Below are 22,641 nucleotides of genomic sequence, written 5' to 3' on the forward strand. Positions count from 1 at the left end.
ACCTTCCAATATTAAAAATCAAAGCTTGAAAAACCGGTCTGATCAAATATTTGCGGTTCTTCTGCATGTTCATATGTAATGACTTCGTCAGGATCATTTCTGAGTTCGATAATATAATCGAAATCATCGAGCGTATACTCCGAATTTTGAACAAAAATATCCGGGTGCTCCACGACCTTTGTCGCCGGGAGCCTCATAATTTCACTGACGAGCTGAAGATGGCGCTCAGAGCCCCGTCTTGTCGAAACGATGCCATCAAGGATAAATACGTTTTCCGTGCTGTATTCATCGGCAACCAGCTGGCTGCGGATTGTTTGTTTTAACAGCGTTGAAGATACGAAAAGCCACCTTTTGCTGGCACAGACGCTTGAGGCAACGATGGACTCCGTTTTTCCGACCCGCGGCATTCCCCGGATTCCGATCAGTTTGTGTCCTTCTTTTTTAAACAGCTCAGCCATAAAGTCAACCAAAAGGCCAAGCTCGTCCCTTTCAAAACGGAAGGTTTTTTTATCATCGGCATCACGCTGAATGTATCTTCCGTGACGGACTGCGAGACGGTCGCGAAGCCTCGGTTCTCTCAGCTTCGTTACTTTAATGGTCTCCATTGTTTTTAAAATTGATTCCAATCGTTTAATTTGATCTATATGCCGGCATCTGAGCAGCATTCCCCTTCTGGAAAGGTCGACACCGTTAATTGTGACAATATTAATTGACAGCATCCCGAGAAGAGATGAAATATCCCCGAGCAGGCCGGGGCGGTTCACTTGAATTTCATATTCAAAATACCATTCGAGCTTTGCCAAATGATATACCCCCTCCATTGTGGCAAATTTTTACCTTCCTTTATCATAAAACATTTTTCTCTAATTAGAAAGAAGAATGTTGCTCTATAGAGGAAAACATAAAAAAAGAGAGGAGAAAATCCTCCCCTCTTAATGAGTGCTGTTATTTTCAACAAGCTTCACCATCATATTTGCAATGGCGCGCTGTTCATCTTCAGAAGCAACGCTCCAAAGATCAGCAAGCACTTTTTCCTGATGGTTTTTCGAGTCGACTTCGTTCGCAAGGTAACCGCCGATTTCTGTAGCGAGGTCAGTGATCGTTTCATCACTCATCCCTTTTTCCTGTGCATAGTTCAATCTGTCACCAAGGAAATTCTTCCAATTATCCCAGTTTTCTAATACTGACATGTTGGCTTCCTCCATTTCATCTGTTGTTACAAAATTATTTTGTCCGTGCAGATGCAAACTATACACACATTTTTTTCAGCAGTGCCAGCCGCCGTTTACCGATAATATATGTCCGGTAATATAGGAAGCCTTCTCCGATAATAAAAACGCTGCCGCTTCGGCGATTTCCTCGGGATTTGCCAGCCGGCCCGCGGGTATTTCCTCTGCCAATGCTTCTTTTTCATCAGACGTAAACTGATCAAGCATATTCGTATCAACGGCGCCCGGTGAGACTGCGTTCACGCGGACGCCGCTCGGAGCGAGCTCTTTGGCAAGCGCTTTGACGAACGAATGCTGCGCTCCTTTGACCATGCTGTATAACACTTCGCACGATGCGCCTGTTTCTCCCCATACGGAACCGATCGCGACGATGCCTCCGCTTTTTTTCCGGATCATGCCGGGCACCAGATTACGCGCCAACAAAAACGGGCTCGTCACATGCAGCTGCACCATCCCCCGCGCCGTGTCATCCGTCACGTCTGTAATCAGGCCGAAATGACTTTTGCCGCTGTTTAATATCAGAGCGTCCACAGGCTGATTAACGGAGCGGCTGAGTGTCTCCGCGCCTTCCGGTGAGGACAGATCCGCCTGAATAACGGAAGCTTTTACACCGAATGATGCGCTCAACCTTTCCGCAAGCCTGTGTGCGGCTTCTTTATTAGAATGATAATGCAAAAGCACGTCATATCCGTTTTTTGCGAGGACTTCACTTATACTTTGTCCGATTCCGCCGCTTGCTCCGGTGACGAGCGCTGTCTGTTTCATCAATCAACATTCCTTCTTTCCCCAGAAAAACATCCCTCAGGGCGTGAGGGATGTTTTTTTATGATTTTGGCACGACTTTGCAGACTGTCAGCCTGTCTTCTGACACTTCTTCTTTAATGACCCGCTCTACGTCTTCCAGGGTGATCTGCTCCAGTACGGTTACAACATCAAACAGACTCATATCTAAAAAGGCGTAGCGCGTGAATTGGTTGGCGATATATTCAGGCGAATTGAGCGCTTTTAAAAATGACCCGATTTTCTTTTTTCTCGCCAGGTCAAGTTTTTCCGCAGTCACGGCTGATCCCGCATCAAGCAGCATCTGTTTTAATTCGTCAGCAAGCTTATCCGGCTCCGGTGTATCTCCTCCGACAGAGGCAAAACCGAATCCGTATTCAGCCGTATAATCAAAGCTGAAGGTTTCATCAATGTAGCCTTTGTCGTACAAGTCGCCGTAATGCGGTGAGCTTTTTCCGAAGAGACATTCAAGCATGAGGTTCATGCTGAGCTCGTGCTTCAACAGCTCCCGCCCCGTTTTATAAGGGTTTTTCGCCTTTAAGCCGACAAGACATTTTGAGCCTTGGACGTTCATTTTTAATTCCTGCTCCCGGCGGAAAACCGCTTCCTGCTCCTGAACTTCTTCACGTTTGATTTCAGGCTGATCTGTAAACGGCTTTTTCTCCTGGTTTTTCCGCACCTGGCTGATGATCGCTTCAGGATCAACGGGACCGACGATAAAGAGCAGCATATTGCTCGGGTGATAAAATGTTTCATAGCACTCATACAGCAGATCTTTCGTAATATGTGAGATGCTTTCTACCGTTCCGGCAATGTCAATTTTCACGGGGTGGTCTTTATACATATTTTCGATAAGACCGAAAAACAGCCGCCAATCCGGATTATCATCATACATGTTAATTTCTTGGCCGATGATGCCTTTTTCTTTTTCCACTGATTTTTCCGTGAAATACGGATCTTGAACAAAATCCACGAGTGTTTCCAGGTTTTTCTCTACATTTGAAGTGCTGGAGAACAGATAAGCGGTTCGTGTAAATGAAGTAAAGGCATTTGCCGATGCCCCCTGCTTACTGAAATCCTGAAACACGTCGCCGTCCGCTTTTTCAAACAGTTTATGCTCAAGAAAATGCGCGATTCCGTCAGGGACGTGAACCATTTCTTCCTTATTTAAAGGAACGAATTGATTGTCAATGGAACCGTACTTTGTCGTAAACACGGCGTATGTTTTATTAAAGCCCTGTTTCGGCAGCACATAGACATCAAGGCCGTTTGCCATTTTTTCATGATACAGCGTTTCTTGCAGCTGTTCGTAGTTTATCGGTTTAGTCAAGATGCTCCCCCCGTCCCTTTTAAGAAATAAGTCGTATCCAGCTTGATGTTCTTTCCGACATTGATAATGTCCTCTTTCGTCACTTTCTCGATATTGTCAAGAAAAGTTTCGATCGGTATCTCCACTTGGGCTGAAGCCTGCTGATACAGAAATTCCGCTAAGCCGTATGCCGTATCAATCGTTTCTAACACTTGGTTTTTAATAACGGCTTTCGTTTGGGCGATATCATCCTCTGAAAAGTCACCGTTTTGCATAGCTTGAAATTGTTCTTCAATAATGGTGACGGCCTGCTTATAATTTTTCACTTCAATGCCTGACATGACCATCAGGAGCCCTTTGAAGCTTTCCACCCTTGAGGCTGCATAATAGGCGAGACTCGCTTTTTCACGGACATTTATAAACAGCTTTGAATGAGAGAAACCTCCGAACAGCCCGTTAAACACTTGCAATGCCGGATAGTCAGGGTCTGTGTATGTCGTATTGGTCCGGAATCCGATATTCAGTTTGCCTTGTTTGACGTCCTCTTCATCAATGACTTCCTTCGGGTCAGGCTGTTCATTCGCCGTGCTTCTTTCTAAAGGCTGCTGCACCCGTTCGTCCGTTTTAAAATACGTATCAACAGCCGTTTTCACTTGATCTGTGTCAACATCACCGATGACATACAGGTCCAGCTGATCTTCGCGTATGGCTTTTTGATAGGCTTCATACAGATCTTGCGGCGTAATGTGTTCGACATCATCGATCTCGCCGTTGACGTGAAGGGCATACGGTTCGCTTTTGCACATTTCCTGAACGAGACGGAGATTAGAATATCTCATTTTATCGTCATATACGGCTTGAATCCGCTGTTTCAGCGTCCGTTTTTCCTGCGTGACATAAAGGGGCAGGAAGGCGCCGTTTTCCAAAGCAGGCGAAAAGACAAGCTCTGATAAAAGCTGAAGCCCTTTTTCCAATAATGGTGTGCGGTCCTTCAGATATTTTTCATTGGGAATCTCAAGCCGGAACGTAATAACATGACGTTCTCCCTTTTTTGTCAGATCAGCGGAAACGGATGTCCCGTACAGCTCATCGAAATAAGAACGCAAATCAGCGGTTTTCGGCCGGCTTTCTGTACCGCGGAGAAGCACATGAGGAAACAGCGCCCTTTTTGTTACGAGCTCTTTTGTTAAAGGAGCCAGCATTTTAAACGTCAGTGAAACGGTTTTAAATTTCTCAGTCTTTACGATGTGGGCGGTGATTCCGCCGTGCTTTGACTTCATTTCATTTACGTAAGTCATGTGAAACCTCCTTCGTTCATTCTTTAATAGTATGTATTATGACCAAAATTCAGCATTCGCAAAAAAGAGTGCGCAGATGTAATTATATCAACTGGAGGATTTATAAGGAAACAAAACACCTCTGCCAGAAAACAGGCAGAGGCATTGTACGTTATTTTTTCAAATTGAAAGGCCACCAGTTGGCTCTTCCGAATATTTTCACCATAACCGGTACAAAAAACGGAAGGACAACAATTGCATACATGAGGAGGCCGGTTAATACCACGGTTGCAATTTCCAAAAGGGAAAGAACGCCTGACGGCAGCATGGCCGCAAAGGTTCCCGCTAAAATAATGGCCGCCGAAATGATGACCGAGCCCATATTTTTCATACTGCTGATCATCGCGGCTTCCGTCCCTTCTTTTTTCAGCTCATTAAAGCGGTCCATTAAAAAGATGGAATAATCCACACCAAGAGCCATCAGAATGACAAAGCCGAAAAACGGCACGGCCCAGTTTACGCCCGGATACCCGAAGAAGTGTGTAAAGATGTATTCCGTCACCCCGATGGATGCGAAATACGTCAGGACGAGCGAAGCCACTAAATAAACCGGCATAATGAGGGAGCGCAGCATCACGATGAGAATCAGAAAAATGCCCGCCAGCATAAACATTGCCGTCCGTTTGAAATCTGAATCCGATACTTCTTTTAAATCGGCATTCATGCTGGAAACCCCGGAGACGCCGAAAGAGGCATTTTTCAGATCCGTGTTCGGAATGATCCTTTTAACGCTCGCTTTGATCGCTTCAATATCTTGAATAGCCGTATTTGAATAAGGGTTGTTATCAAGAACAACGGTTAATTCTGTCGTTTTTCTGTCATCTGACATGTACGTATTAAACACGCTTGTGAAATCGCTGTTTTCCAAGGCGTCTTTCGGCACAAACCAGCCGGCCATTTCTTTGTCTGACGCCTTATGAAGTTCACCCAGATAATCATTCGCCCCCATCATGCCGCTTGACACTTTCTTAAGCCCTTTTACACTATCGTTAAGGCCGGAAGAAAGATCGCTGAGCTGGGAAGAAAAATCACCGAGACCGCTCTGCATTTTTTTCTGACCTTCCGCGAGCTGCCCTGCCGCCGATTCAAGGCGCGGCATTTGTCCGGCGAGAGCCCCCTGGCCGTCTGACACTTGCTGAAGGCCGTTTTCAATTTGGGTCAGACCGTTAATCATTGCGTTAATTTGGGTGTCAATCTTTTTCTGGGCGGCTGACAGTCGGGAAAATTGTTTTTCCGCTTGCTGCAGATGATCCTTTTGACTGTCAACCTCTTTAGAAAACGCTTCGGCGTCTCTATTTGCTTTGGAAACGGCTGACTGTACATCTGTAAATGCCGATTTGATCACTTGATAGGATGGATCAGCTTTCACTGCCGGTATCGATGCTTCCAGTTTTGCAAACGGCAGCCGGTTAAGCTGTTTGTTCAAATCAGCAAGCTGCCTGCTCGCTTCATTTTTCATCGGCAGAACGGTTTTGACCAGCTTTAAAGCGTTTTGCGTTTCTGAAGCGAGACCGCTGTTTTGGCTGAGCTGCATAGAGAGCATTTGTTTCTGTTCTTCAATCTGCTTTCTCATTTGAGCGACGCCGGCTTTATTCTTATTGACGCCCGCCTGCAGTTTATTCAGGTTTTCTCCTATATCAGAAAGCCCGGATTTCAGAGACAGTGTTCCGTCAATAAGCTGATTGACGCTTTTTCCCGACTCTTCAATCTGCGGCTGTGAATCAGCTAACGACTTTGCGGCATGCCCTAAACCGTCCGTTATTTTTTCAAGTCCTGTATTGCCTTTATCAAGCCCTTCTTGAAGCTGTTTTGCCTGATTTGTGACAAATAATTGATTCAATCCGTTTCCCGCAGGGCGCGTGGCGCTTCTGACCGTTTTCACACCTTCTGTCTTATCAAGTTCTCTGCTGATTTTTTCGATATCAATCAGGTGTTTTTCGGTATTTAATTTGTCGTCATTTTTGATGACAACTGTCGCCGGAAGAAGTTCTCCGGGGCCGAATGCGTCTGAAATCGTATTAAAGGCGCGGACGGACTCATATTTATCCCCGATTTCGTCAAGGCTGTTGTAAGATAGAGCGCCTTTGTAAAGAAGGATAGGCGGGACGGTAAATACCGCCACGATTGCAAGACTGATGAGCGGCCTTTTAAATGAAAACCGCCCTGCCGTTTCCCATGCTTTGCTTTGCGGATGGGAAATATCGCCCTTAACAGGCCAAAACAGTCTTTTTCCTAAAACAGCCATAAAAAACGGCACAATCGTCATGAGTGCAAGCAGCAGCACCGCGACGCCGACCGCAACGGCGGCTGCCGACTGATACAGTTTAAATGTCGCAAATCCGATGCAGGCAAATCCGATCAATACCGCTCCGCCGCTATATAAAACCGTCTTTCCGGCCGTTTTATAGGTCACGACGATCGCTTCTTTTATATCAGCGCCGTGAGACAGTTCTTCTTTAAAGCGGCTGAGAAGCAGGATGCAATAGTCTGTGCCGATTCCGAACATAATCGCAACCATAAAAATCTGCGTAAAGGTTGAGAGCGGGAAATCCAGCTGATCGACTAAAAATGCGACAATGGACTGGCTGACTAAATAAGAAATTAATACAGATAAAAGCGGCACAAACGGAGCAACCACTGACCGGAATACAAGAATCAGCACGATCAGGATAAAAGCAACCGTTATATATTCAGTCTTTTTTAAGCCGTCCTGCGAGCTTTTCAACACATCTTCGTCAATCAGCGACTGGCCTGTGATACCGTATGATACGCCGTACGGTTTCAGTTCTTTATCAATTTTGTTTTTTATTTTGAGGATGTCATTTTTCGATGTATCAAGCTGCAGCTGAACGAGCATCGTTTGTCTGTCTTTTGACAGAAGCTGTTTTTTGACATCTTCATTTTTCTCCCCGAAATATGAGGTCACCGTTTTAATATGAAGCGCTTTTTTATGTTCAGATAAGGTGTTCACAGCCTCCTGCAAACGAGCTTTTTTGTCTGTCATTAAGCCTTTCTCGTGAAATACGATGACGGCTGAAGAAGACGGTGCGTCTGAATCAGACATTTCATCAAGCAGTTTATGGGCGTAAGAAGAGGAATATCCGTCCGGTACGGAAATCTGGCCTTTCTCCCGTGTCAATTCAGCCATATCAGGCGCTGTAAGCATAAATATCACCGTTGCGGCGATCCATGCCGCGGCGATAATCCAGCGGGCTTGGATAATCTTTTTCATTATGTCTGCCGATCCTCCTCTGTCATCATCAGTCGATATAATTTTTCGTATATATTAACGAACATTTCCGCCTCGTCTTCATCAAAATGCATAATGTATGAACGAACGAGATCCTCAATCCGCCGCTCCACTCGGTGAAATACTTCCGTCCCCTTTTCCGTGACGTTTAACAGAATGCTCCGGCGGTCGCTTTGGCTCCGTTCTCTTTTGATGTATCCTTTTTCATATAGACGGTTCGTCATGGATGTAATGGCGCTTTTGTTGACGTGGCATACCGCTGCCAGTTCAATTGATTTGCAATCGGGATTGAGCATAATATAGCGGAGTATGTAATATTGATCCAATGTCAGCTCTTTGTTCACTTTTTCGGCGATAATGCTGTCAATTTTTTTTAAGACGTGCAGATATACATCGGAATAACGTTGAATGAGCTGTTTTATTTTTTCTTCATGCACCTTTTCCCCCTCCTTTAATAGTTAATATGTTTAACTATTAAAGAATAACGAGCTGACAGTATCATGTCAATATTCAGAATCAAATAAAAAAAGACAGTGCAGATTACACCGTCTTTAATGATTCCTTTTTTTCTTTTGCTTGTGAAGAGATATTTAACAGCGCTAAAAATACTGATACAATGCCGCAAAAAGCAGATAAAATGAAAATCAGCCAGCCCGCATTTGACATCAGTGCGGCAAATATCGGCGGTCCCGCCGCTACTCCGATAAACCGCATGCTGTTATAAAATGAGGTGATGGTTCCCGATTCCTCGTTGTCTACGCCTTCTGTGATGACAGCGTCTAAAGCCGGCAATGCCATTCCGATACCGATACCGCTGACACACAAGAAGATAAATAATAAATAAAAACTGTGATTCCACCACAGGCCGATAAATGACAGTGTCACGGCACTCATTCCGAAAACGATGCAAAACTTCATTTTGCCTTGGTCTTTCCCGATTTTTCTGCCTGCTATATACGAACTGACGGATAAAAATAAAAGCGGGATTGCCAAAAGCGCTCCTTTCGCCACACCGTCAATTCCGTACTTCTTCTCCAGCGAGTCTGATAAATAAAACAGAACCCCGAACAGCAAAAACATAATCACGCAGCCGATGATAAATACCGTAAAGAGCCAGCGGCCGTCACGCTTAAATATGTGACCCACATTTTTCACGAATTCGGAAATAGAAGGCACTTCTTTTTGCTTTTTTTCCGGCTTATCCACCATAAACAAAACGAGAAAAAAACTGATGAGCGAAAAAAACGGAATGAACCAAAACGGCATAAACCAGAACCAAGCAGCCAAGAGCGACCCGAGAATCGGACTTAGTACTTTCCCGGCTGTGTTTGACGTTTCAATGTCGCCGAGCCCCGCGGTAATCCGCTCATCATCACCCTTGAACAAATCACCGATAAACGGCATCACAACAGGAGCCGCCCCTGCCGAACCGATTCCCTGAAGCACCCGTCCCGCCAAGATAATGGGATATGGATGCTTGAACGCGGTCGAAGCTATCGCGGCAATCGCGCCGCCCGCACCGGCTATGAGAAGACAAGGCAGAAGGACCTTTTTTCTTCCGAATTTATCGGACAGATATCCGGCAATCGGAATACAAATAATCGCCACAATCGAATATACCGTTATAATTAACGATACTTGAAAAGACGATATGGACAGCTTCTTTTCAATCATCGGAAGGACAGGAATCAGCATCGAATTCCCGAGTGTCATGACGAGCGGTACAGAAGCCAAAGCAATGATATTTTTCGTTCCATTTTTCTTCTTACTCAACTTATTCACCCATTCACTATACTTGGTTGTTTCCTGTTTTATTGTGTCTTGCGGCAAACAAAGTATGTACGAACGGCGCAAATAAAAAAACAGACACATGACGCGTCTGTCTTAAAAACGTTTTCTGACAACATGAAAGCTGAACTTATCAGCCCGGAAATAATTTAATGAATACAGCACAGGCTCATCATGCTGATTATAGTGGGTTTGTTTCAGCAATAAAAGCGCCGTCTCCGGTTCGCACTCCAAAACCGGTGAAATCGTATCGTGGTATCCGATCGGTTCAATATCAGCAACGGCATAGCTGATCACAGATTCGGAGTTTTTTTCCAAGAGATCAAAAATGGATTCCTGTTCATGACAGAAAGAATTCGGCAGAATGTCCATCGGAATCGTATCCAGACAATAAACGACCGGAGTGCCGCTTGCCGTTCTCACGCGCTCCAAATAAAAAAGCTCCTGCTCAGGCTCAAGCCGGAATCTTGCGATATCTTCATCAGACGGTGTAATAACCTGAGACGACAAAAAAATCGTACCCGGCACCATGTTCGCTTGCTGAATCATTTTCGTCACACTGTTGAGCTGTTCAATACCTGAAAGAAACAGCGGTTTTGTATGGACGAAAGTGCCCACACCGTGCCTTCTGATAATCACATGCTCCTCTTCAAGGATACGTAAAGCTTCACGCAGAGTTGCCCGGCTGACACCCATCGATTTTGAAAGCTCAAATTCAGAAGGAAGCTTTTCCTTTTCGGTGTAAATTCCGTTTTGTATATCCTCTTTGATTCGCTCAATCACTTTTAAATACAAGTGACGATTGTCAGCTTTTGTAGACATGTTTCCCCTCCGTAAACCACTTTCATAAATTATTGAACAATTGGGACAACTATATCATGTTTTGATAAAAAAATAAATAGGAATGATTTTGGCGGTATCATTTTAAGCGAAAGCTCTCTCCTTTTTAAGAAGAGAGCTCATCATATTGTTCTTTTGATAATAGTACTTCCCTCGGTTTGCTTCCTTCATACGGCCCGACGACGCCCCGTTCCTCCATTGCGTCGATCAGACGCGCGGCCCTCGTGTATCCGATCCTGAACCGTCTTTGAAGCATGGAGACAGATGCCGTCTGCATGCCGATAATCAAATCGACCGCTTCGTCATACAGATCATCCGTCACTTCACTGTGTGTTTCCGCGGTTTCTTCCGGAATCATTTCTTCTTGGTACTGCGCTTTTTGCTGTGTGATGACATGATCTACGACATGCTCAACCTCTTCATCCGATAAAAATGCTCCCTGGACCCGCACAGGCTTATTCGCGCCTACAGGCAGAAACAGCATATCTCCGCGGCCCAGAAGTTTTTCAGCGCCGCCCATATCTAAAATCGTCCGTGAATCGGTCTGAGATGAGACGCTGAAGGCAATTCTCGACGGAATATTGGCTTTAATCACTCCGGTAATGACATCGACTGAAGGCCGCTGTGTCGCGATAATCAAATGAATGCCTGCCGCCCGAGCCATCTGTGAAAGTCTCGTAATCGAATCTTCCACATCGGAAGAAGCGACCATCATCAGATCGGCAAGCTCGTCAACGATAACAACGATGTACGGCAGTTCGGGCTGCTTTACTTCTTCTTCGGCATTTGACCGCTTGATATGGTCGTTATAGCCTTCTATATTTCTCGTGCCCGTATGGGAGAACAGTTCATAGCGGCGCTCCATCTCATTGACGACCTTTTTCAAAGCCTGTGAGGCCTTTTTCGGATCTGTCACGACCGGCGCAAGCAGATGAGGAATGCCGTTATACACATTCAGCTCAACCATTTTCGGGTCAATCATCATCATTTTCACTTCATGCGGTTTGGCTCGCATCAGGATGCTTGTAATAATACCGTTGACACAGACGCTTTTCCCGCTTCCCGTGGCCCCAGCGACGAGCAGATGGGGCATTTTGTTCAGTTCGGCAAGCACTGCCTCCCCGGAAATGTTTCGCCCCAACCCGATCAGAAGCTTCGCATCCGGCTTGTCGTTGAGCTTAGATTCAAGCACTTCTTTTAACGAAACCATCGCAACTTCAGCGTTCGGCACCTCGATGCCGATTGCTGATTTCCCCGGAATCGGCGCTTCTATCCGGATATCCTTCGCGGCAAGCGCGAGTGCGAGGTCATCACTCAGATTCACGATTTTACTGACTTTGACCCCAACGTCCGGATAGACCTCATATTTTGTGACCGCCGGACCGAGATGAACCTGCGTCACTTTCGCCTTTACGCCGAAGCTTTGAAAAGTCCGTTCGAGTTTTCTTGCATTCTCGTAAATGTTTTTCTTATCGGTCTGCTGGCCTGTATGTTTCGGGTCAGCCAGAATGTCCAATGAAGGCATTTGGTAATCCTTATTTTCAAGCTCTGTAAACGTCATGGGCGGAGCCGCAGCCGCCGGTTCGTCGCTGTCCTGAGCGCCGCCGGAGGGCTCTTCTTTTACCATTTGAGCCGTCTCCTGCGTCTCTTCAGGAATCACCGGTTCGTCACGCTTCTCCTGACGGTCTGAGAAGCTTGAAATAATCGGCTCTGAATGGATGAGCGGCGTAATGATTTCCTCATCCTCTTCTTCTTGCTCAGGCACTTCTTTTTTCTTTTGAACCCGTTTTTGTTTTTTGCCCGATTTGGTTTTTGTTTTCGGCGAAGACATATTCGTTCTGACCGTTTTCATATCCTCAAGAAACGCCTGCCATTGACCGCAGATAAACCGGCCGACGGGGCTCGTCCATTTTTTGAGCGTTTCCTGCAGTGAACGCCCCGTTACAAGAATCAGCCCCATTAAGATCAGCACGATCGCCATGATCTGTGAACCCGTTGATGCAAATAAAAAGTGGGAAGCTGCAAACAGTACCGCGCCGATCATACCGCCGCCCAAATCAGGCGAGGCGGCCTGCTGTTTCATATCCATCATAAACAGCTCCCACGTGTTGCCGATGACACTTGCGGACCGAATCGACCCGTGATGAGACAGATTTTTAAAGAGCTGTACGTGAGACAGCAGCAAAATACTGGCGATAATACAGTACAATCCGGCTTTCCTTCTCGTTAAAAGACTTGGACTCTTCTTTTTCCAAAACAGCGAAATTCCCAGAAGGAAGAGCGCAATTAAGCATAAAATAAACCACTCTCCGGCAAAAAAACGGAACAAGTACACAAATGTCTGTCCCACAACGCCGAGCTGCAAAACAGCAATAATCGAGATTGCAACGCAGAGCAGTCCGCTTAGTTCGTATTTTAGATTGAGCTTACTCTCTTGTTTCTTTTTAGATTTCCGTTTTTTCTTTGCCACACTCATCACCTTACTGCGTTAAAAAATGTAAAATCATACATCATGAAGAAAAGCAGCCTTTTACCGGCTGCGTTTTTCTGTAGGATTCCCCTATTATAGCATATTTTGCCCCCGAGAAACGGACTGAATGCCGGTTAGATTTTCAACTTGATTTTTTGTCCCGGAGCGATGTCCGGATTCAGAAAATCCATCGGGTTTGTACTTAAAATCTGTACGACTTCAGCTTCATTTCCCTTCATTTCGACTAACAGCGGCACACCGGCATAGTCTACCTGTTCATGCGCGCTTTGCTCTCTTTCCTGACCGTAAACGACTTCTTGAGGCATGACGGTATAAAGGATCATTGAATCATCATTCCTTCCTTGCCCTTTCGTTCTTCAATCAGCTGATTCAGCTTTTTTATCGCCTGTCCGACGCCGCCGACGGCATCAATTAATCCGTAATCAGCCGCATCTTTTCCGACTACGTTCGTTCCGATGTCCCTGGTCAGGTTTCCTTTTGAAAACATCAGTTCTTTGAATTTTTCTTCGGAAATATTTGAATGATGGGTCACAAAGTTGACGACCCGCTCCTGCATTTTGTCCAAGTATTCAAATGTTTGCGGAACCCCGATAACCAGACCTGTAAGCCGAACGGGGTGAATGGTCATAGTCGCTGTTTCCGCGATAAAACTATGATCACATGACACGGCGATCGGCACACCTATCGAATGTCCCCCGCCGAGTACGATTGAAACGGTCGGTTTTGACAAAGATGCGAGCATCTCTGCAATCGCAAGCCCCGCTTCCACATCACCGCCGACGGTGTTTAAGATAATCAGAAGTCCTTCAATTTTCGGATTTTGCTCAATGGCGACGATTTGCGGAATGACGTGTTCATATTTGGTTGTTTTATTTTGCGGCGGCAGCTGGACATGCCCCTCAATTTGGCCGATGATTGTCAGACAGTGAATATTGGTATCTTGAGACATTTGCGGCAGAGATGTCTCTCCCAGCTGCTGAATTTTGCTCATAATGCTGTCTTTCGCATCTGATTTTTCGGGCTGCTGTTCTTCGGTGTTTTCCATACGATGATCCATTTTATCTTCACCCTTTCCGAATGTCTCTTTGTATTATGAACAAAGAAGCGGGTTTCCATCCGGGAGATGAACAAAAACAAAGCCGGAGCATCATGCGCTCCGGCTTTTGTGTACATTATACTTCCATAATGATCGGAATGATCATCGGCTTGCGTTTTGTTTTTTCATAAAGGAATTGGTTCAGCGCATCGCGCATGGCTTGTTTCAGCGTGGACCATTCTACGGCGGATGTTTCCGTCGCTTCTGTCACGATTGAGCGGACGAGCTCAGTAGCTTGTACAATTAAGCCTTCTGATTCTCTGACATATACGAAACCGCGCGTAATGATTTCAGGACCCGATACGAGGTTCTTTTTCTGCTTATCAAGCGTAATCACGACAATGAGAATGCCGTCTTGTGACAATAAGCGGCGGTCTCGCAGCACGATGTTGCCGATGTCGCCGACACCTAGGCCGTCAATCAGAACGTTTCCGTACGTGACTTTATCCCCGATTTTCACATTCTGGCCGCGGAATTCAACGACGTCGCCTTTTTCAATTAAGAAAATGTCGCTGCGTTTCATGCCGATTTCTTCAGCGATTTTGGAATGCGCTTTTTGCATTCTGAATTCACCGTTAACCGGAATTAAATATTTCGGTTTTAACAAATTAAGCATGAGTTTTAATTCTTCCTGCGAACCGTGACCGGACACATGCACGCGTTTTTGGGCGAAAATGACTTGAGCCCCGGCGCGGACAAGCTGGTTGACGGTTTTGGAATATACCAATTCATGTCCCGGAATCGGTGTTGATGCAATGACAACGGTATCTCCTTCTTCAATGTTAAGCTGCTTGTGCGCCTGCTTGGCCATCCGCGTAAGAGCGGCTAACGGCTCACCATGGCTTCCGGCTGTAACAATTGCCACTTCCCGTTTCGGATATTTTTTGACATCCTGCACCGGAATGAACAATTCATCTTCTGCTTCAATATAGCCGAGCTTGCGCGCAAGCTGAAGCACGTTCTGCAGATTTTTCCCGGCGATTGCGAGTTTGCGGCCGTTCTGGGCGGCAGCCTGAATCACTTGCTGAATCCGGTTGATATTAGACGCGAATACGGCAACGATGACGCGGTTGTCTGAATTGTACATCGCATCGGAAATTTCACCGCTTACATGTGCTTCTGACGGAGTATATCCCGGGCGCTCCGCATTGGCGCTGTCAGAAAGCAGGGCAAGCACACCGCCGTTTCCGATTTTGGCGATTTCGCCGATATCACATGATTGGTGATAAGCAGGCGTCTGGTCAAATTTGAAGTCTCCCGTGCATACAATAGAGCCAAGTGATGTTTTAAAGCTGACTCCCACTGAATCCGGGATGCTGTGGATCGTTTTAAAGAACGATACTTTTGTTGATTCAAATGTAATGACTGATTTGGAGTGAACTTCACGTAAATCAGCTTTTCGATTATGCCCGTACTGCTTGAGTTTTTCTCTCAGCAAAGCAAGCGTTAGCTTCGTTCCGTATACCGGCACCGACAGCTTGTTCAATAAATAAAAGACGCCTCCGATGTTTTCATCGTGTCCGTGTGTCAGAAAAATGGCCTTCACGCGGTCAGCCCGTTCTACCAAGTAAGAAATATCCGGAATCACGACATCAATACCGAGCATTTCATTTTCAGGGTGCATGAGCCCCGCATCTACTACAAATATGTCCGAGTCAATTTCAATGACATATAGGTTCTTCCCAATTTCTCCGACACCGCCAAGGGCGATAATTCTGACGTTTTCTGTATTTTTCTTTTTCAAAATCTGTATCCTCCTAGTCTCATACCCGTCCATCATCACTTGTTCCTATTATAACTGATATCAATTTTAGAAAACAAGAAGAAGCGGAAGGTTTAGGGAAAACCAATATGTAGACAAAACGGTCAAACTCACGATAAAAATGAGAATGACCGCGTATTTTAACTGTATAAATTTTTTCTTACAGTTCGCTGATGACGCTGCTCAGGCTCAGGCGCTCATCTTCATTCAGCGGAATAAGAGGAAGACGCACAGATCCGACATCAAGGCCTTTCAGCTGAAGCGCCGTTTTAACCGGAGCCGGATTAGGCGCTTTAAAGAGCTCCTTCATGATCGGGAGAAGTTTCTGATGAATCAGTGCCGCGGTTGCCGTCTGCCCGTTTGTATAGTTTTTAATCATTTGCTGCATGTCAGAACCTACAATATGGCTGGCCACTGACACGACTCCTCTTCCGCCGACTGCGAGGATAGGAAGGGTTAACCCGTCATCACCTGAATAGACGTAAAAATCTTCCGGTGTTTCGGCGATGATTTTCGTAATCGCGTCAAGATCACCGCTCGCTTCTTTAATCGCAGAGATATTCGGAATCTCCGCAAGTCTGATGGCCGTTTCCGGCGCAAGCGAAGCGACCGTTCTGCCCGGCACGTTGTAAAGCATAACAGGAAGAGATGTTTCTTCAGCTATAGCTTTAAAATGACGGTACATGCCCTCTTGGGAAGGCTTATTATAATAAGGCGTGACAAGCATAACGCAATCGACGCCGGCTTCTTCAGCTTTTTTTGTCAGTTTGATGGAGTCTTTCGTATTGTTGCTTCCCGTACCCGCAATAACAGGCACGCGTCCGTTCACTTCTTTGACTGTAAATTCAAAGAGTGCAATTTTTTCTTCCGTTGAAAGTGTCGGAGATTCGCCGGTCGTCCCTGCGACGACTAAAGAATCCGTGCCGTTTTTCAACAAATAGTCGATTAATGTAGACAGTTTTTGAAAGTCTACATTCCCTTTACTGTCAAAAGGGGTAATCATCGCTGTAGAAATATTTCCGACATTCATTTTTTTCACCTCATCATGATTCAATCACATTTACTTTGAAAGTTCAAACACTTCATGCAGCGCATTTACGGCCGTTACCATATCTTTTTCATGAACGAGCACCCAGATCGTCGTATGGCTGTCGGCGGATTGCAGAATCGGAATGCCTTTATCTGAAAGTGCGGAGACGATTTTTGACGTAACACCCGGCACACCCATTATTCCGGCACCGACCGCTGACACTTTCGCACAGCTTTCCGTCACTGTCGGTTCATAGCCTAATTCGGCCAAAATGCTGCGCGCGGCTTCCGTTTTACTGCCGGCTACGGTATAAACGATTTCACTCGGCGTAATGTTAAAGAAATCTACGCTGATGCCGGCGTTCGCCATTGCTTTAAAGACTTCTGTCTGAACATTGTATTGCCCCATTTTGGCGGGAACTTTAAATTGCGTTACGTCTTTTACATGAGCAATCCCCGTGATCAGCCGTTCGAACACATCGCTGCCGACGTTAGACGAATGATGGGACGTCACCAGAGTTCCTTTTTCTTTTGAATAAGTCGAGCGCACGCGGATCGGCACCTTTGCCTGCATGGCGATTTCCACCGCGCGCGGATGAATGACTTTCGCGCCTTGATAGGCAAGGTTGCAGATTTCCGTATATGTGACATTCGGAAGCGGCTTAGCATTTTCCACGATCCTCGGATCAGCTGTCATGACGCCTTCCACGTCCGTAAAAATGTCGATAAACTCAGCATCAACCGCCGCGCCGAGCGCCGCTGCTGATGTATCGCTTCCTCCTCTGCCGATCGTCGTCGTGTCGCCTTTTTCAGTCGCTCCCTGAAATCCTGCCACAACGACGGCATCATGGCTGGCGAGTGTCGCGAACAGCCGCTCTGTTTTCATTTCTATAATTTTGGCGTCAGTATGCTGGGCATTGGTTAAAAAGCCGGCCTGGGCTCCTGTTAAAGCTGCGGCTTTTATGCCGTTTTCCTTCAGCATGCTGGTAAAAACAACAGACGAAATCGTTTCTCCGCAAGACAGAAGCATATCCTGCTCTCTCGGAGAAATGTCGGACTGGCTGCCGTAAAGAAGCCCGATCAAAGAATCCGTCGCGTACGGGTCTCCTTTTCTTCCCATCGCCGATACGACAACGACAACTTTATATCCTTCACTGATGGCATCTTTAATGTGTGCTAACGCAAGCTTGCGGCCTTTGTCATCTTTTACGGATGTTCCGCCGAATTTTTGAACAATGATTTTCACTATTTTCACTCCAAATTAGTCTGACGTAACAGAAGAGAGCAGGCAGAGCCTTACTCTCTTCTGTTCGCCTATAGAAAATACGTTTGTTTTATACGAGGTTCAGTTTTTGCAGGCTTTCCGCAATTTGAACTGAGTTCCAAGCGGCGCCTTTTAACAGGTTATCAGAAACAACCCACAAATGAAAACCGTTTGCTCTATCCAAATCTTTACGGATTCTTCCTACAAATACGTCCCGTTTGCCGACGCAATCAGCAGGCATCGGGTAAAGCTGCTCCGCGGGATCATCCTGAAGCGTAACACCCGGAGCCTCTTTTAAAAGCTGTTTAATGTCTTCCACGGTTGCGTCATCACGGTCAAGCTCAATGTAAACAGATTCTGAGTGGCCTGTTTCAATCGGCAATCTGACACATGTCGCAGCCACTTCCAGCTTCGGCATATGCATGATTTTTTTCGTTTCATTAATCATTTTCATTTCCTCAAACGTATAGCCGTTATCTTGGAATTTATCAATTTGCGGAATGGCGTTAAAAGCGATTTGATAATGCTTTTTGTCCCCTTTAACCGGCATAATGGACGGTTCTGCAGGCTCATTGTTTAAAATCGCCTTCGTCTGGCTGTACAGTTCTTTCGCCGCTTCATTGCCGGCTCCGGACACAGCTTGGTAAGTAGATACAATGACTTTTTGCAAGCCGTATGCTTTGCGGATCGGTTCAAGCGCCGCCACCATCTGAATCGTTGAACAGTTAGGGTTGGCGATAATGCCGTTATGTTTATGCAGATCACCTTCGTTCACCTCAGGCACTACAAGCGGTGTATTTTCATCCATGCGGAATGCGCTGGTATTGTCAATTACGATGGCTCCCCGTTTTACAGCCTCAGGCGCCAGGCTTTGTGATACGCTTCCGCCGGCGCTGAATAGCGCGATATGAACGCCTTCGAAGCTTTCCGGAACAGCTTCCTGCACTGTATACTCTTCGCCTTTAAACGTTACTTTCGTACCAGCAGAACGCTTTGAGGATAGTAGTGTGAGTGTTTCGATTTCAAAGTTTCTGTCTTCCAATGTTTTCAGCATTTGCTGCCCTACGGCTCCCGTCGCTCCGACAACTGCTACGTGTAATCCTCTTCCCATCTGTAAAACTCCTTCCGCCAATTAAGCATCATTTGTTGAATTGACTTTGCATTTTACGTTTTATTTTACCATAGAATAGTCACGGATTGACCGAATTTTTTTATTCCGGAATGATTTTATGTGTCTTGATTTTTTATTACTGATGCTGTACAAGCACAGGCTGAACCTGCTGATGCAAAAGCGCTTTTTCTACCGTAATCGGAAGGAGATCCATTTTGGCGACAAGAGATGTCGGTTTTCTCACGTGGTCATCCTGGCCGAACGGGATGAAAAATATGTTTTTTGCGGACATCAGCCTCATTAAATTCGTTCCGTTTAAACCGAGGCCGTCATTTGTCGAAATGCCGAGCACGACCGGGCGGCTGTTGCGGATCGTGGCTTTCGCAGCCATAAGGACGGGGCTGTCAGTCATCGCATTTGCGAGTTTGCTCATTGAGTTTCCGGTTAAGGGGGCGATGACCATGCAGTCGAGCGGAAGTTTCGGTCCGAGAGGCTCCGCTTTTACGATGGAATCAATTACCTCAAAACCTGTTGTTTCTTCAATTTTTCTGACCCAATCTCCCCCCTCTCCAAAGCGCGTATCGGTCGATTGGACGGTCGACGTCACAATCGGCCGGACTTCAGCCCCTTGTCTGACAAGTGCTTCTATTTGCGGAAAAACCTCCTCATATGTGCAATGTGAGCCGGTTAATCCGAATCCGATTCTTTTCCCATTCAGAGACATGGCTAATTCCCCTCTTTCTTTAAGTCTGCCAAAAGCTTGCTCAATACGTTCGCAATAATCTGTCCGGCTGTTTTCGGAGCCACAATTCCCGGAAGACCCGGAGCAAGCAGCGCTTTAATGCCCTGTTTTTCAGCATATTTGAAATCCGTTCCGCCCGGACGGGATGCTAAATCCAAAATCAAGGTCTTCGGCGTCATGCGCGATAAAACGCTTTGATTCAGAATCAGACTCGGTACGGTGTTAATACAAATATCAATATCATTTACATGATCAGTAAGTTCTTCAATTTGAAAAGGAGAAAGCCCCATTTCCGATATACGGGCCAAATGAGCCGAACTCCGTGCGCCCACTTTTACCTTCGCTCCTAACGCTGCAAACGTCCGGGCGATCGTCATACCGGTGCGCCCCATGCCGAGAACGGCGACATTTGACCCGTGAATGGTATAATCCGTATGCTGAATCGCCATCATGATTGTCCCTTCAACTGTGGGAATCGAGTTGAATATCGCGATGTCATCCCGCTCAAATAATTTAACAAGCTTGCGGCCGGCTTCGCTGGCGATGCCCTCAAGGTATGCATTAGAGATGCCTGAATAAATCACGCAATGCTCCGGTGTCTGCTCAAGGTAGCTCTGCTTTAATACCACTTCTTCATTTGAAAAAACCGTTGAGACAATGCCTTCTCCGGTCGTTGCCGATACAGGCAGGATGATACTGTCTATTTTCGGAAATGGAATCTCATCAATTTTACATTTGACGGTTCCTGTAAAACCGTCATCCAATTGGTCAAATCCTGCAAGATAAATATCGGCATGCTGTTCTGTCAGCTTCCTTATAATCTCAAGCTGTCTTGCGTCACCGCCAATAATCGCAATTGTCAATCCGGTTAACATTTGAAACGTTCACCTTCTTTACAGTTACTGGATCTTTTAAGTGTCATCCTCCTCTTCATCGTATGTGCAAAGAGAAAGGGCGGTGAATGTACAGCGTCTTTTTCATAAAAAAAGCACCGGCTGTTTGAGCCGGTGCTTGCGAAAAATGAATACGGTCTACTCTTCAGGAGGAGTGATCTCCCCGGGAACGTCTAAAATGATCATGTCTGACCCGATTTTTTGAATATGGTTCCAGGGGACACGGATGTCGTGGCCTTGTTTTCGCAATCCAAACCATTTTACCGTCGGGATCAACAGCGCGGTAATTTGCCCGTCCTGTTCATTAATTTCCAAATCAGTCTGGCCGAGCACGCCGAGCCGCTCCGCCCGTTTAATGTCTACAATTTCTTTACCTGACAGTTCACTGAGCCTCATGATAGCCACCCCCTTGTACTATATGATTCCGGGCAAAAAAAAATGCCTGCCCCCTAGAGAGGCAGACTTCCCGTTTAAGATGAGGCCGGCATATTTCCGGTCGGACTGATGAGCGATAATGCGTAATCATCCGTAAATAATCGGCGGCTGAGACCGTTGACGCTTTCCAGGCTGACTGCATTTAATTCAGCGATAATTTCATCCATCGTCTTATGCTTTCTGAGCAGAAGTTCGTTTTTCCCGTTCCGGCTCATTTTGCTGTTTGTGCTTTCTAAGCTGAGCATTAAACTTCCCTTCATTTGCTCTTTGCTGTTTTCCAGTTCTTTCGGGGTAATGCCGTCACGTTTTAACACCGATAACGTTTCTTGAATGGTTTCAGACAGAAGATCGAGCTGATTGGCGCCGGTGCCTCCGTAAATCGTCAGCATACCGCTGTCTTCATAAGAACTGTGATAGCTGTATACAGAATAAGCCAGTCCTTTATCTTCACGCACATCCTGGAAAAGACGGCTGCTCATGCTTCCGCCCAGCACGTTGTTTAAAACGATTAAATCGTAAACATCCGGATCCCCGACTTTCAGACCTTTGAAACCAAGGCAGAGGTGCGCCTGTTCCGTGTCTTTTTTTCTGGTCAGCTTTTCATAATGAAACTCAGGCTCGCTGATGCCGCTTGCTTTGCCCTTCGCTTCGTATGTACCGAACCATTTCTCCACGTCTTTAATGAATTGTTCCGTAACATTTCCGGCGACAGAAATGACGACGCGGTCCGGTGTGTAAAAGTCATCCATATGCTGTCTGAGAGAATCGCCGTTAAACGATGAAAGGGTTTCCTCCGTCCCGAGAATCGGGTAGCCGAGCGAATGATTGCCGTATGTCGCTTTGCTTAGCAGATCGTGGACAATGTCGTCCGGCGCGTCTTCGTACATTTTGATTTCTTCATATACGACGTTCTTTTCTTTTTTGAGTTCATCCTCGTCAAAAGCAGAATGAAAGAACATATCAGCCAGCACATCAAGTGCGTAGTTGGCATGCTCATCCAGCACTTTTGCGTAATAACACGTATATTCTTTTGAAGTGAAGGCATTCACTTGGCCGCCTATCCGATCGAAGGATTCTGCGATTTCCCGTGCGGACCTGGTATTTGTTCCTTTAAAAAACATATGCTCGAGAAAGTGCGAAATACCGTTTGTATCCGGCGTTTCATGGCGTGATCCCGTTCCGATCCAGACGCCGATTGCCACAGACCGCACCGTTGGATTATTTTCAAGCACAACTCTTACACCGTTTTGGCATGTATAGCGTTTTATCAAGTTTGTTCCTCCTA

The 22,641-nt window shown here is 46.1% G+C and carries 20 protein-coding genes; all 20 read right to left on the bottom strand.

Annotation, left to right across the window (positions count from 1 at the left end; genetic code table 11):
* Positions 1 to 11: 11 nt before the first annotated feature.
* Positions 12 to 803 carry a DUF3388 domain-containing protein gene (locus tag Y79_RS0101250; protein WP_007409819.1) on the bottom strand — a complete coding sequence of 264 codons (792 nt, stop codon included), beginning with the start codon at positions 801 to 803 and terminating at the stop codon, positions 12 to 14.
* Positions 804 to 932: 129 nt separating this feature from the next.
* Positions 933 to 1,190 (bottom strand): DUF3243 domain-containing protein, encoded by a 258-nt coding sequence (locus Y79_RS0101255; RefSeq protein WP_003154150.1) that lies wholly within the window; start codon positions 1,188 to 1,190, stop codon positions 933 to 935.
* 75 nt (positions 1,191 to 1,265) lie between these two features.
* Complete coding sequence (gene ymfI / locus Y79_RS0101260; protein ID WP_016936067.1) at positions 1,266 to 1,994, bottom strand: elongation factor P 5-aminopentanone reductase; 729 nt, start codon at positions 1,992 to 1,994, stop codon at positions 1,266 to 1,268.
* 58 nt (positions 1,995 to 2,052) lie between these two features.
* Positions 2,053 to 3,339, bottom strand: a complete 1,287-nt coding sequence (gene yfmH, locus Y79_RS0101265; RefSeq protein WP_016936068.1) for an EF-P 5-aminopentanol modification-associated protein YfmH — start codon at positions 3,337 to 3,339, stop codon at positions 2,053 to 2,055.
* On the bottom strand, positions 3,336 to 4,616 hold the full coding sequence (gene yfmF, locus Y79_RS0101270; RefSeq protein WP_016936069.1) for an EF-P 5-aminopentanol modification-associated protein YfmF: 1,281 nt from the start codon (positions 4,614 to 4,616) through the stop codon (positions 3,336 to 3,338). The genes yfmH and yfmF overlap by 4 nt, the downstream gene beginning before the upstream one ends.
* A 151-nt stretch (positions 4,617 to 4,767) precedes the next feature.
* Positions 4,768 to 7,887 (bottom strand): MMPL family transporter, encoded by a 3,120-nt coding sequence (locus tag Y79_RS0101275; protein ID WP_016936070.1) that lies wholly within the window; start codon positions 7,885 to 7,887, stop codon positions 4,768 to 4,770.
* A complete protein-coding gene (locus Y79_RS0101280; protein WP_016936071.1) occupies positions 7,887 to 8,342 on the bottom strand; it encodes a MarR family winged helix-turn-helix transcriptional regulator in 456 nt (151 codons plus the stop codon). The genes Y79_RS0101275 and Y79_RS0101280 overlap by 1 nt, the downstream gene beginning before the upstream one ends.
* A gap of 103 nt (positions 8,343 to 8,445) precedes the next feature.
* On the bottom strand, positions 8,446 to 9,678 hold the full coding sequence (locus tag Y79_RS0101285) for a bacillibactin exporter BcbE (protein WP_016936072.1): 1,233 nt from the start codon (positions 9,676 to 9,678) through the stop codon (positions 8,446 to 8,448).
* Between the two features lie 111 nt (positions 9,679 to 9,789).
* Positions 9,790 to 10,515 (bottom strand): GntR family transcriptional regulator, encoded by a 726-nt coding sequence (locus Y79_RS0101290; protein ID WP_016936073.1) that lies wholly within the window; start codon positions 10,513 to 10,515, stop codon positions 9,790 to 9,792.
* 124 nt (positions 10,516 to 10,639) lie between these two features.
* On the bottom strand, positions 10,640 to 13,003 hold the full coding sequence (locus Y79_RS0101295; RefSeq protein ID WP_016936074.1) for an FtsK/SpoIIIE family DNA translocase: 2,364 nt from the start codon (positions 13,001 to 13,003) through the stop codon (positions 10,640 to 10,642).
* A 134-nt stretch (positions 13,004 to 13,137) separates the two neighbouring features.
* The gene (locus Y79_RS0101300; RefSeq protein WP_016936075.1) at positions 13,138 to 13,347 is read right to left on the bottom strand and encodes a YlzJ-like family protein; all 210 of its coding nucleotides are present in this window, start codon (positions 13,345 to 13,347) and stop codon (positions 13,138 to 13,140) included.
* The gene (locus Y79_RS0101305; protein WP_016936076.1) at positions 13,344 to 14,081 is read right to left on the bottom strand and encodes a ClpP family protease; all 738 of its coding nucleotides are present in this window, start codon (positions 14,079 to 14,081) and stop codon (positions 13,344 to 13,346) included. Before Y79_RS0101305 ends, Y79_RS0101300 begins: the two co-directional genes overlap by 4 nt.
* Positions 14,082 to 14,196: 115 nt before the next feature.
* Entirely contained in the window at positions 14,197 to 15,864 is a 1,668-nt protein-coding gene (rnjB, locus tag Y79_RS0101310) for a ribonuclease J2 (protein WP_016936077.1), read from the bottom strand.
* 178 nt (positions 15,865 to 16,042) lie between these two features.
* The gene (dapA, locus tag Y79_RS0101315) at positions 16,043 to 16,912 is read right to left on the bottom strand and encodes a 4-hydroxy-tetrahydrodipicolinate synthase (RefSeq protein WP_003154166.1); all 870 of its coding nucleotides are present in this window, start codon (positions 16,910 to 16,912) and stop codon (positions 16,043 to 16,045) included.
* A gap of 30 nt (positions 16,913 to 16,942) precedes the next feature.
* Positions 16,943 to 18,157 carry an aspartate kinase gene (dapG, locus tag Y79_RS0101320; RefSeq protein WP_016936078.1) on the bottom strand — a complete coding sequence of 405 codons (1,215 nt, stop codon included), beginning with the start codon at positions 18,155 to 18,157 and terminating at the stop codon, positions 16,943 to 16,945.
* 88 nt (positions 18,158 to 18,245) lie between these two features.
* Positions 18,246 to 19,286, bottom strand: a complete 1,041-nt coding sequence (gene asd / locus Y79_RS0101325; RefSeq protein WP_016936079.1) for an aspartate-semialdehyde dehydrogenase — start codon at positions 19,284 to 19,286, stop codon at positions 18,246 to 18,248.
* Positions 19,287 to 19,422: 136 nt separating this feature from the next.
* Positions 19,423 to 20,010: a dipicolinate synthase subunit B gene (gene dpaB / locus Y79_RS0101330; RefSeq protein ID WP_016936080.1), complete on the bottom strand. Its 588-nt coding sequence runs from the start codon at positions 20,008 to 20,010 to the stop codon at positions 19,423 to 19,425.
* Positions 20,011 to 20,012: 2 nt separating this feature from the next.
* Positions 20,013 to 20,903 (bottom strand): dipicolinic acid synthetase subunit A, encoded by an 891-nt coding sequence (dpaA, locus tag Y79_RS0101335; protein WP_016936081.1) that lies wholly within the window; start codon positions 20,901 to 20,903, stop codon positions 20,013 to 20,015.
* A 156-nt stretch (positions 20,904 to 21,059) separates the two neighbouring features.
* Positions 21,060 to 21,317 carry a YlmC/YmxH family sporulation protein gene (locus tag Y79_RS0101340; protein WP_003154176.1) on the bottom strand — a complete coding sequence of 86 codons (258 nt, stop codon included), beginning with the start codon at positions 21,315 to 21,317 and terminating at the stop codon, positions 21,060 to 21,062.
* A 74-nt stretch (positions 21,318 to 21,391) separates the two neighbouring features.
* A complete protein-coding gene (locus Y79_RS0101345) occupies positions 21,392 to 22,627 on the bottom strand; it encodes a M16 family metallopeptidase (RefSeq protein WP_016936082.1) in 1,236 nt (411 codons plus the stop codon).
* Positions 22,628 to 22,641 lie beyond the last annotated feature (14 nt).

It is taken from the genome of Bacillus siamensis KCTC 13613, assembly GCF_000262045.1.
Taxonomy (GTDB): domain Bacteria; phylum Bacillota; class Bacilli; order Bacillales; family Bacillaceae; genus Bacillus; species Bacillus siamensis.

Coding starts and splice junctions, on each gene's coding strand:
- Y79_RS0101255 (WP_003154150.1), bottom strand. CDS start 1,190: ATGTCAGTATTAGAAAACTGGGATAATTGGAAGAATTTCCTTGGTGAC.
- yfmF (WP_016936069.1), bottom strand. CDS start 4,616: ATGACTTACGTAAATGAAATGAAGTCAAAGCACGGCGGAATCACCGCC.
- Y79_RS0101275 (WP_016936070.1), bottom strand. CDS start 7,887: ATGAAAAAGATTATCCAAGCCCGCTGGATTATCGCCGCGGCATGGATC.
- dpaA (WP_016936081.1), bottom strand. CDS start 20,903: ATGTTAACCGGATTGACAATTGCGATTATTGGCGGTGACGCAAGACAG.
- Y79_RS0101340 (WP_003154176.1), bottom strand. CDS start 21,317: ATGAGGCTCAGTGAACTGTCAGGTAAAGAAATTGTAGACATTAAACGG.
- asd (WP_016936079.1), bottom strand. CDS start 19,286: ATGGGAAGAGGATTACACGTAGCAGTTGTCGGAGCGACGGGAGCCGTA.
- dapA (WP_003154166.1), bottom strand. CDS start 16,912: ATGAATGTCGGAAATATTTCTACAGCGATGATTACCCCTTTTGACAGT.
- ymfI (WP_016936067.1), bottom strand. CDS start 1,994: ATGAAACAGACAGCGCTCGTCACCGGAGCAAGCGGCGGAATCGGACAA.
- Y79_RS0101305 (WP_016936076.1), bottom strand. CDS start 14,081: ATGGATCATCGTATGGAAAACACCGAAGAACAGCAGCCCGAAAAATCA.
- dpaB (WP_016936080.1), bottom strand. CDS start 20,010: ATGTCTCTGAATGGGAAAAGAATCGGATTCGGATTAACCGGCTCACAT.
- Y79_RS0101290 (WP_016936073.1), bottom strand. CDS start 10,515: ATGTCTACAAAAGCTGACAATCGTCACTTGTATTTAAAAGTGATTGAG.
- Y79_RS0101300 (WP_016936075.1), bottom strand. CDS start 13,347: ATGATCCTTTATACCGTCATGCCTCAAGAAGTCGTTTACGGTCAGGAA.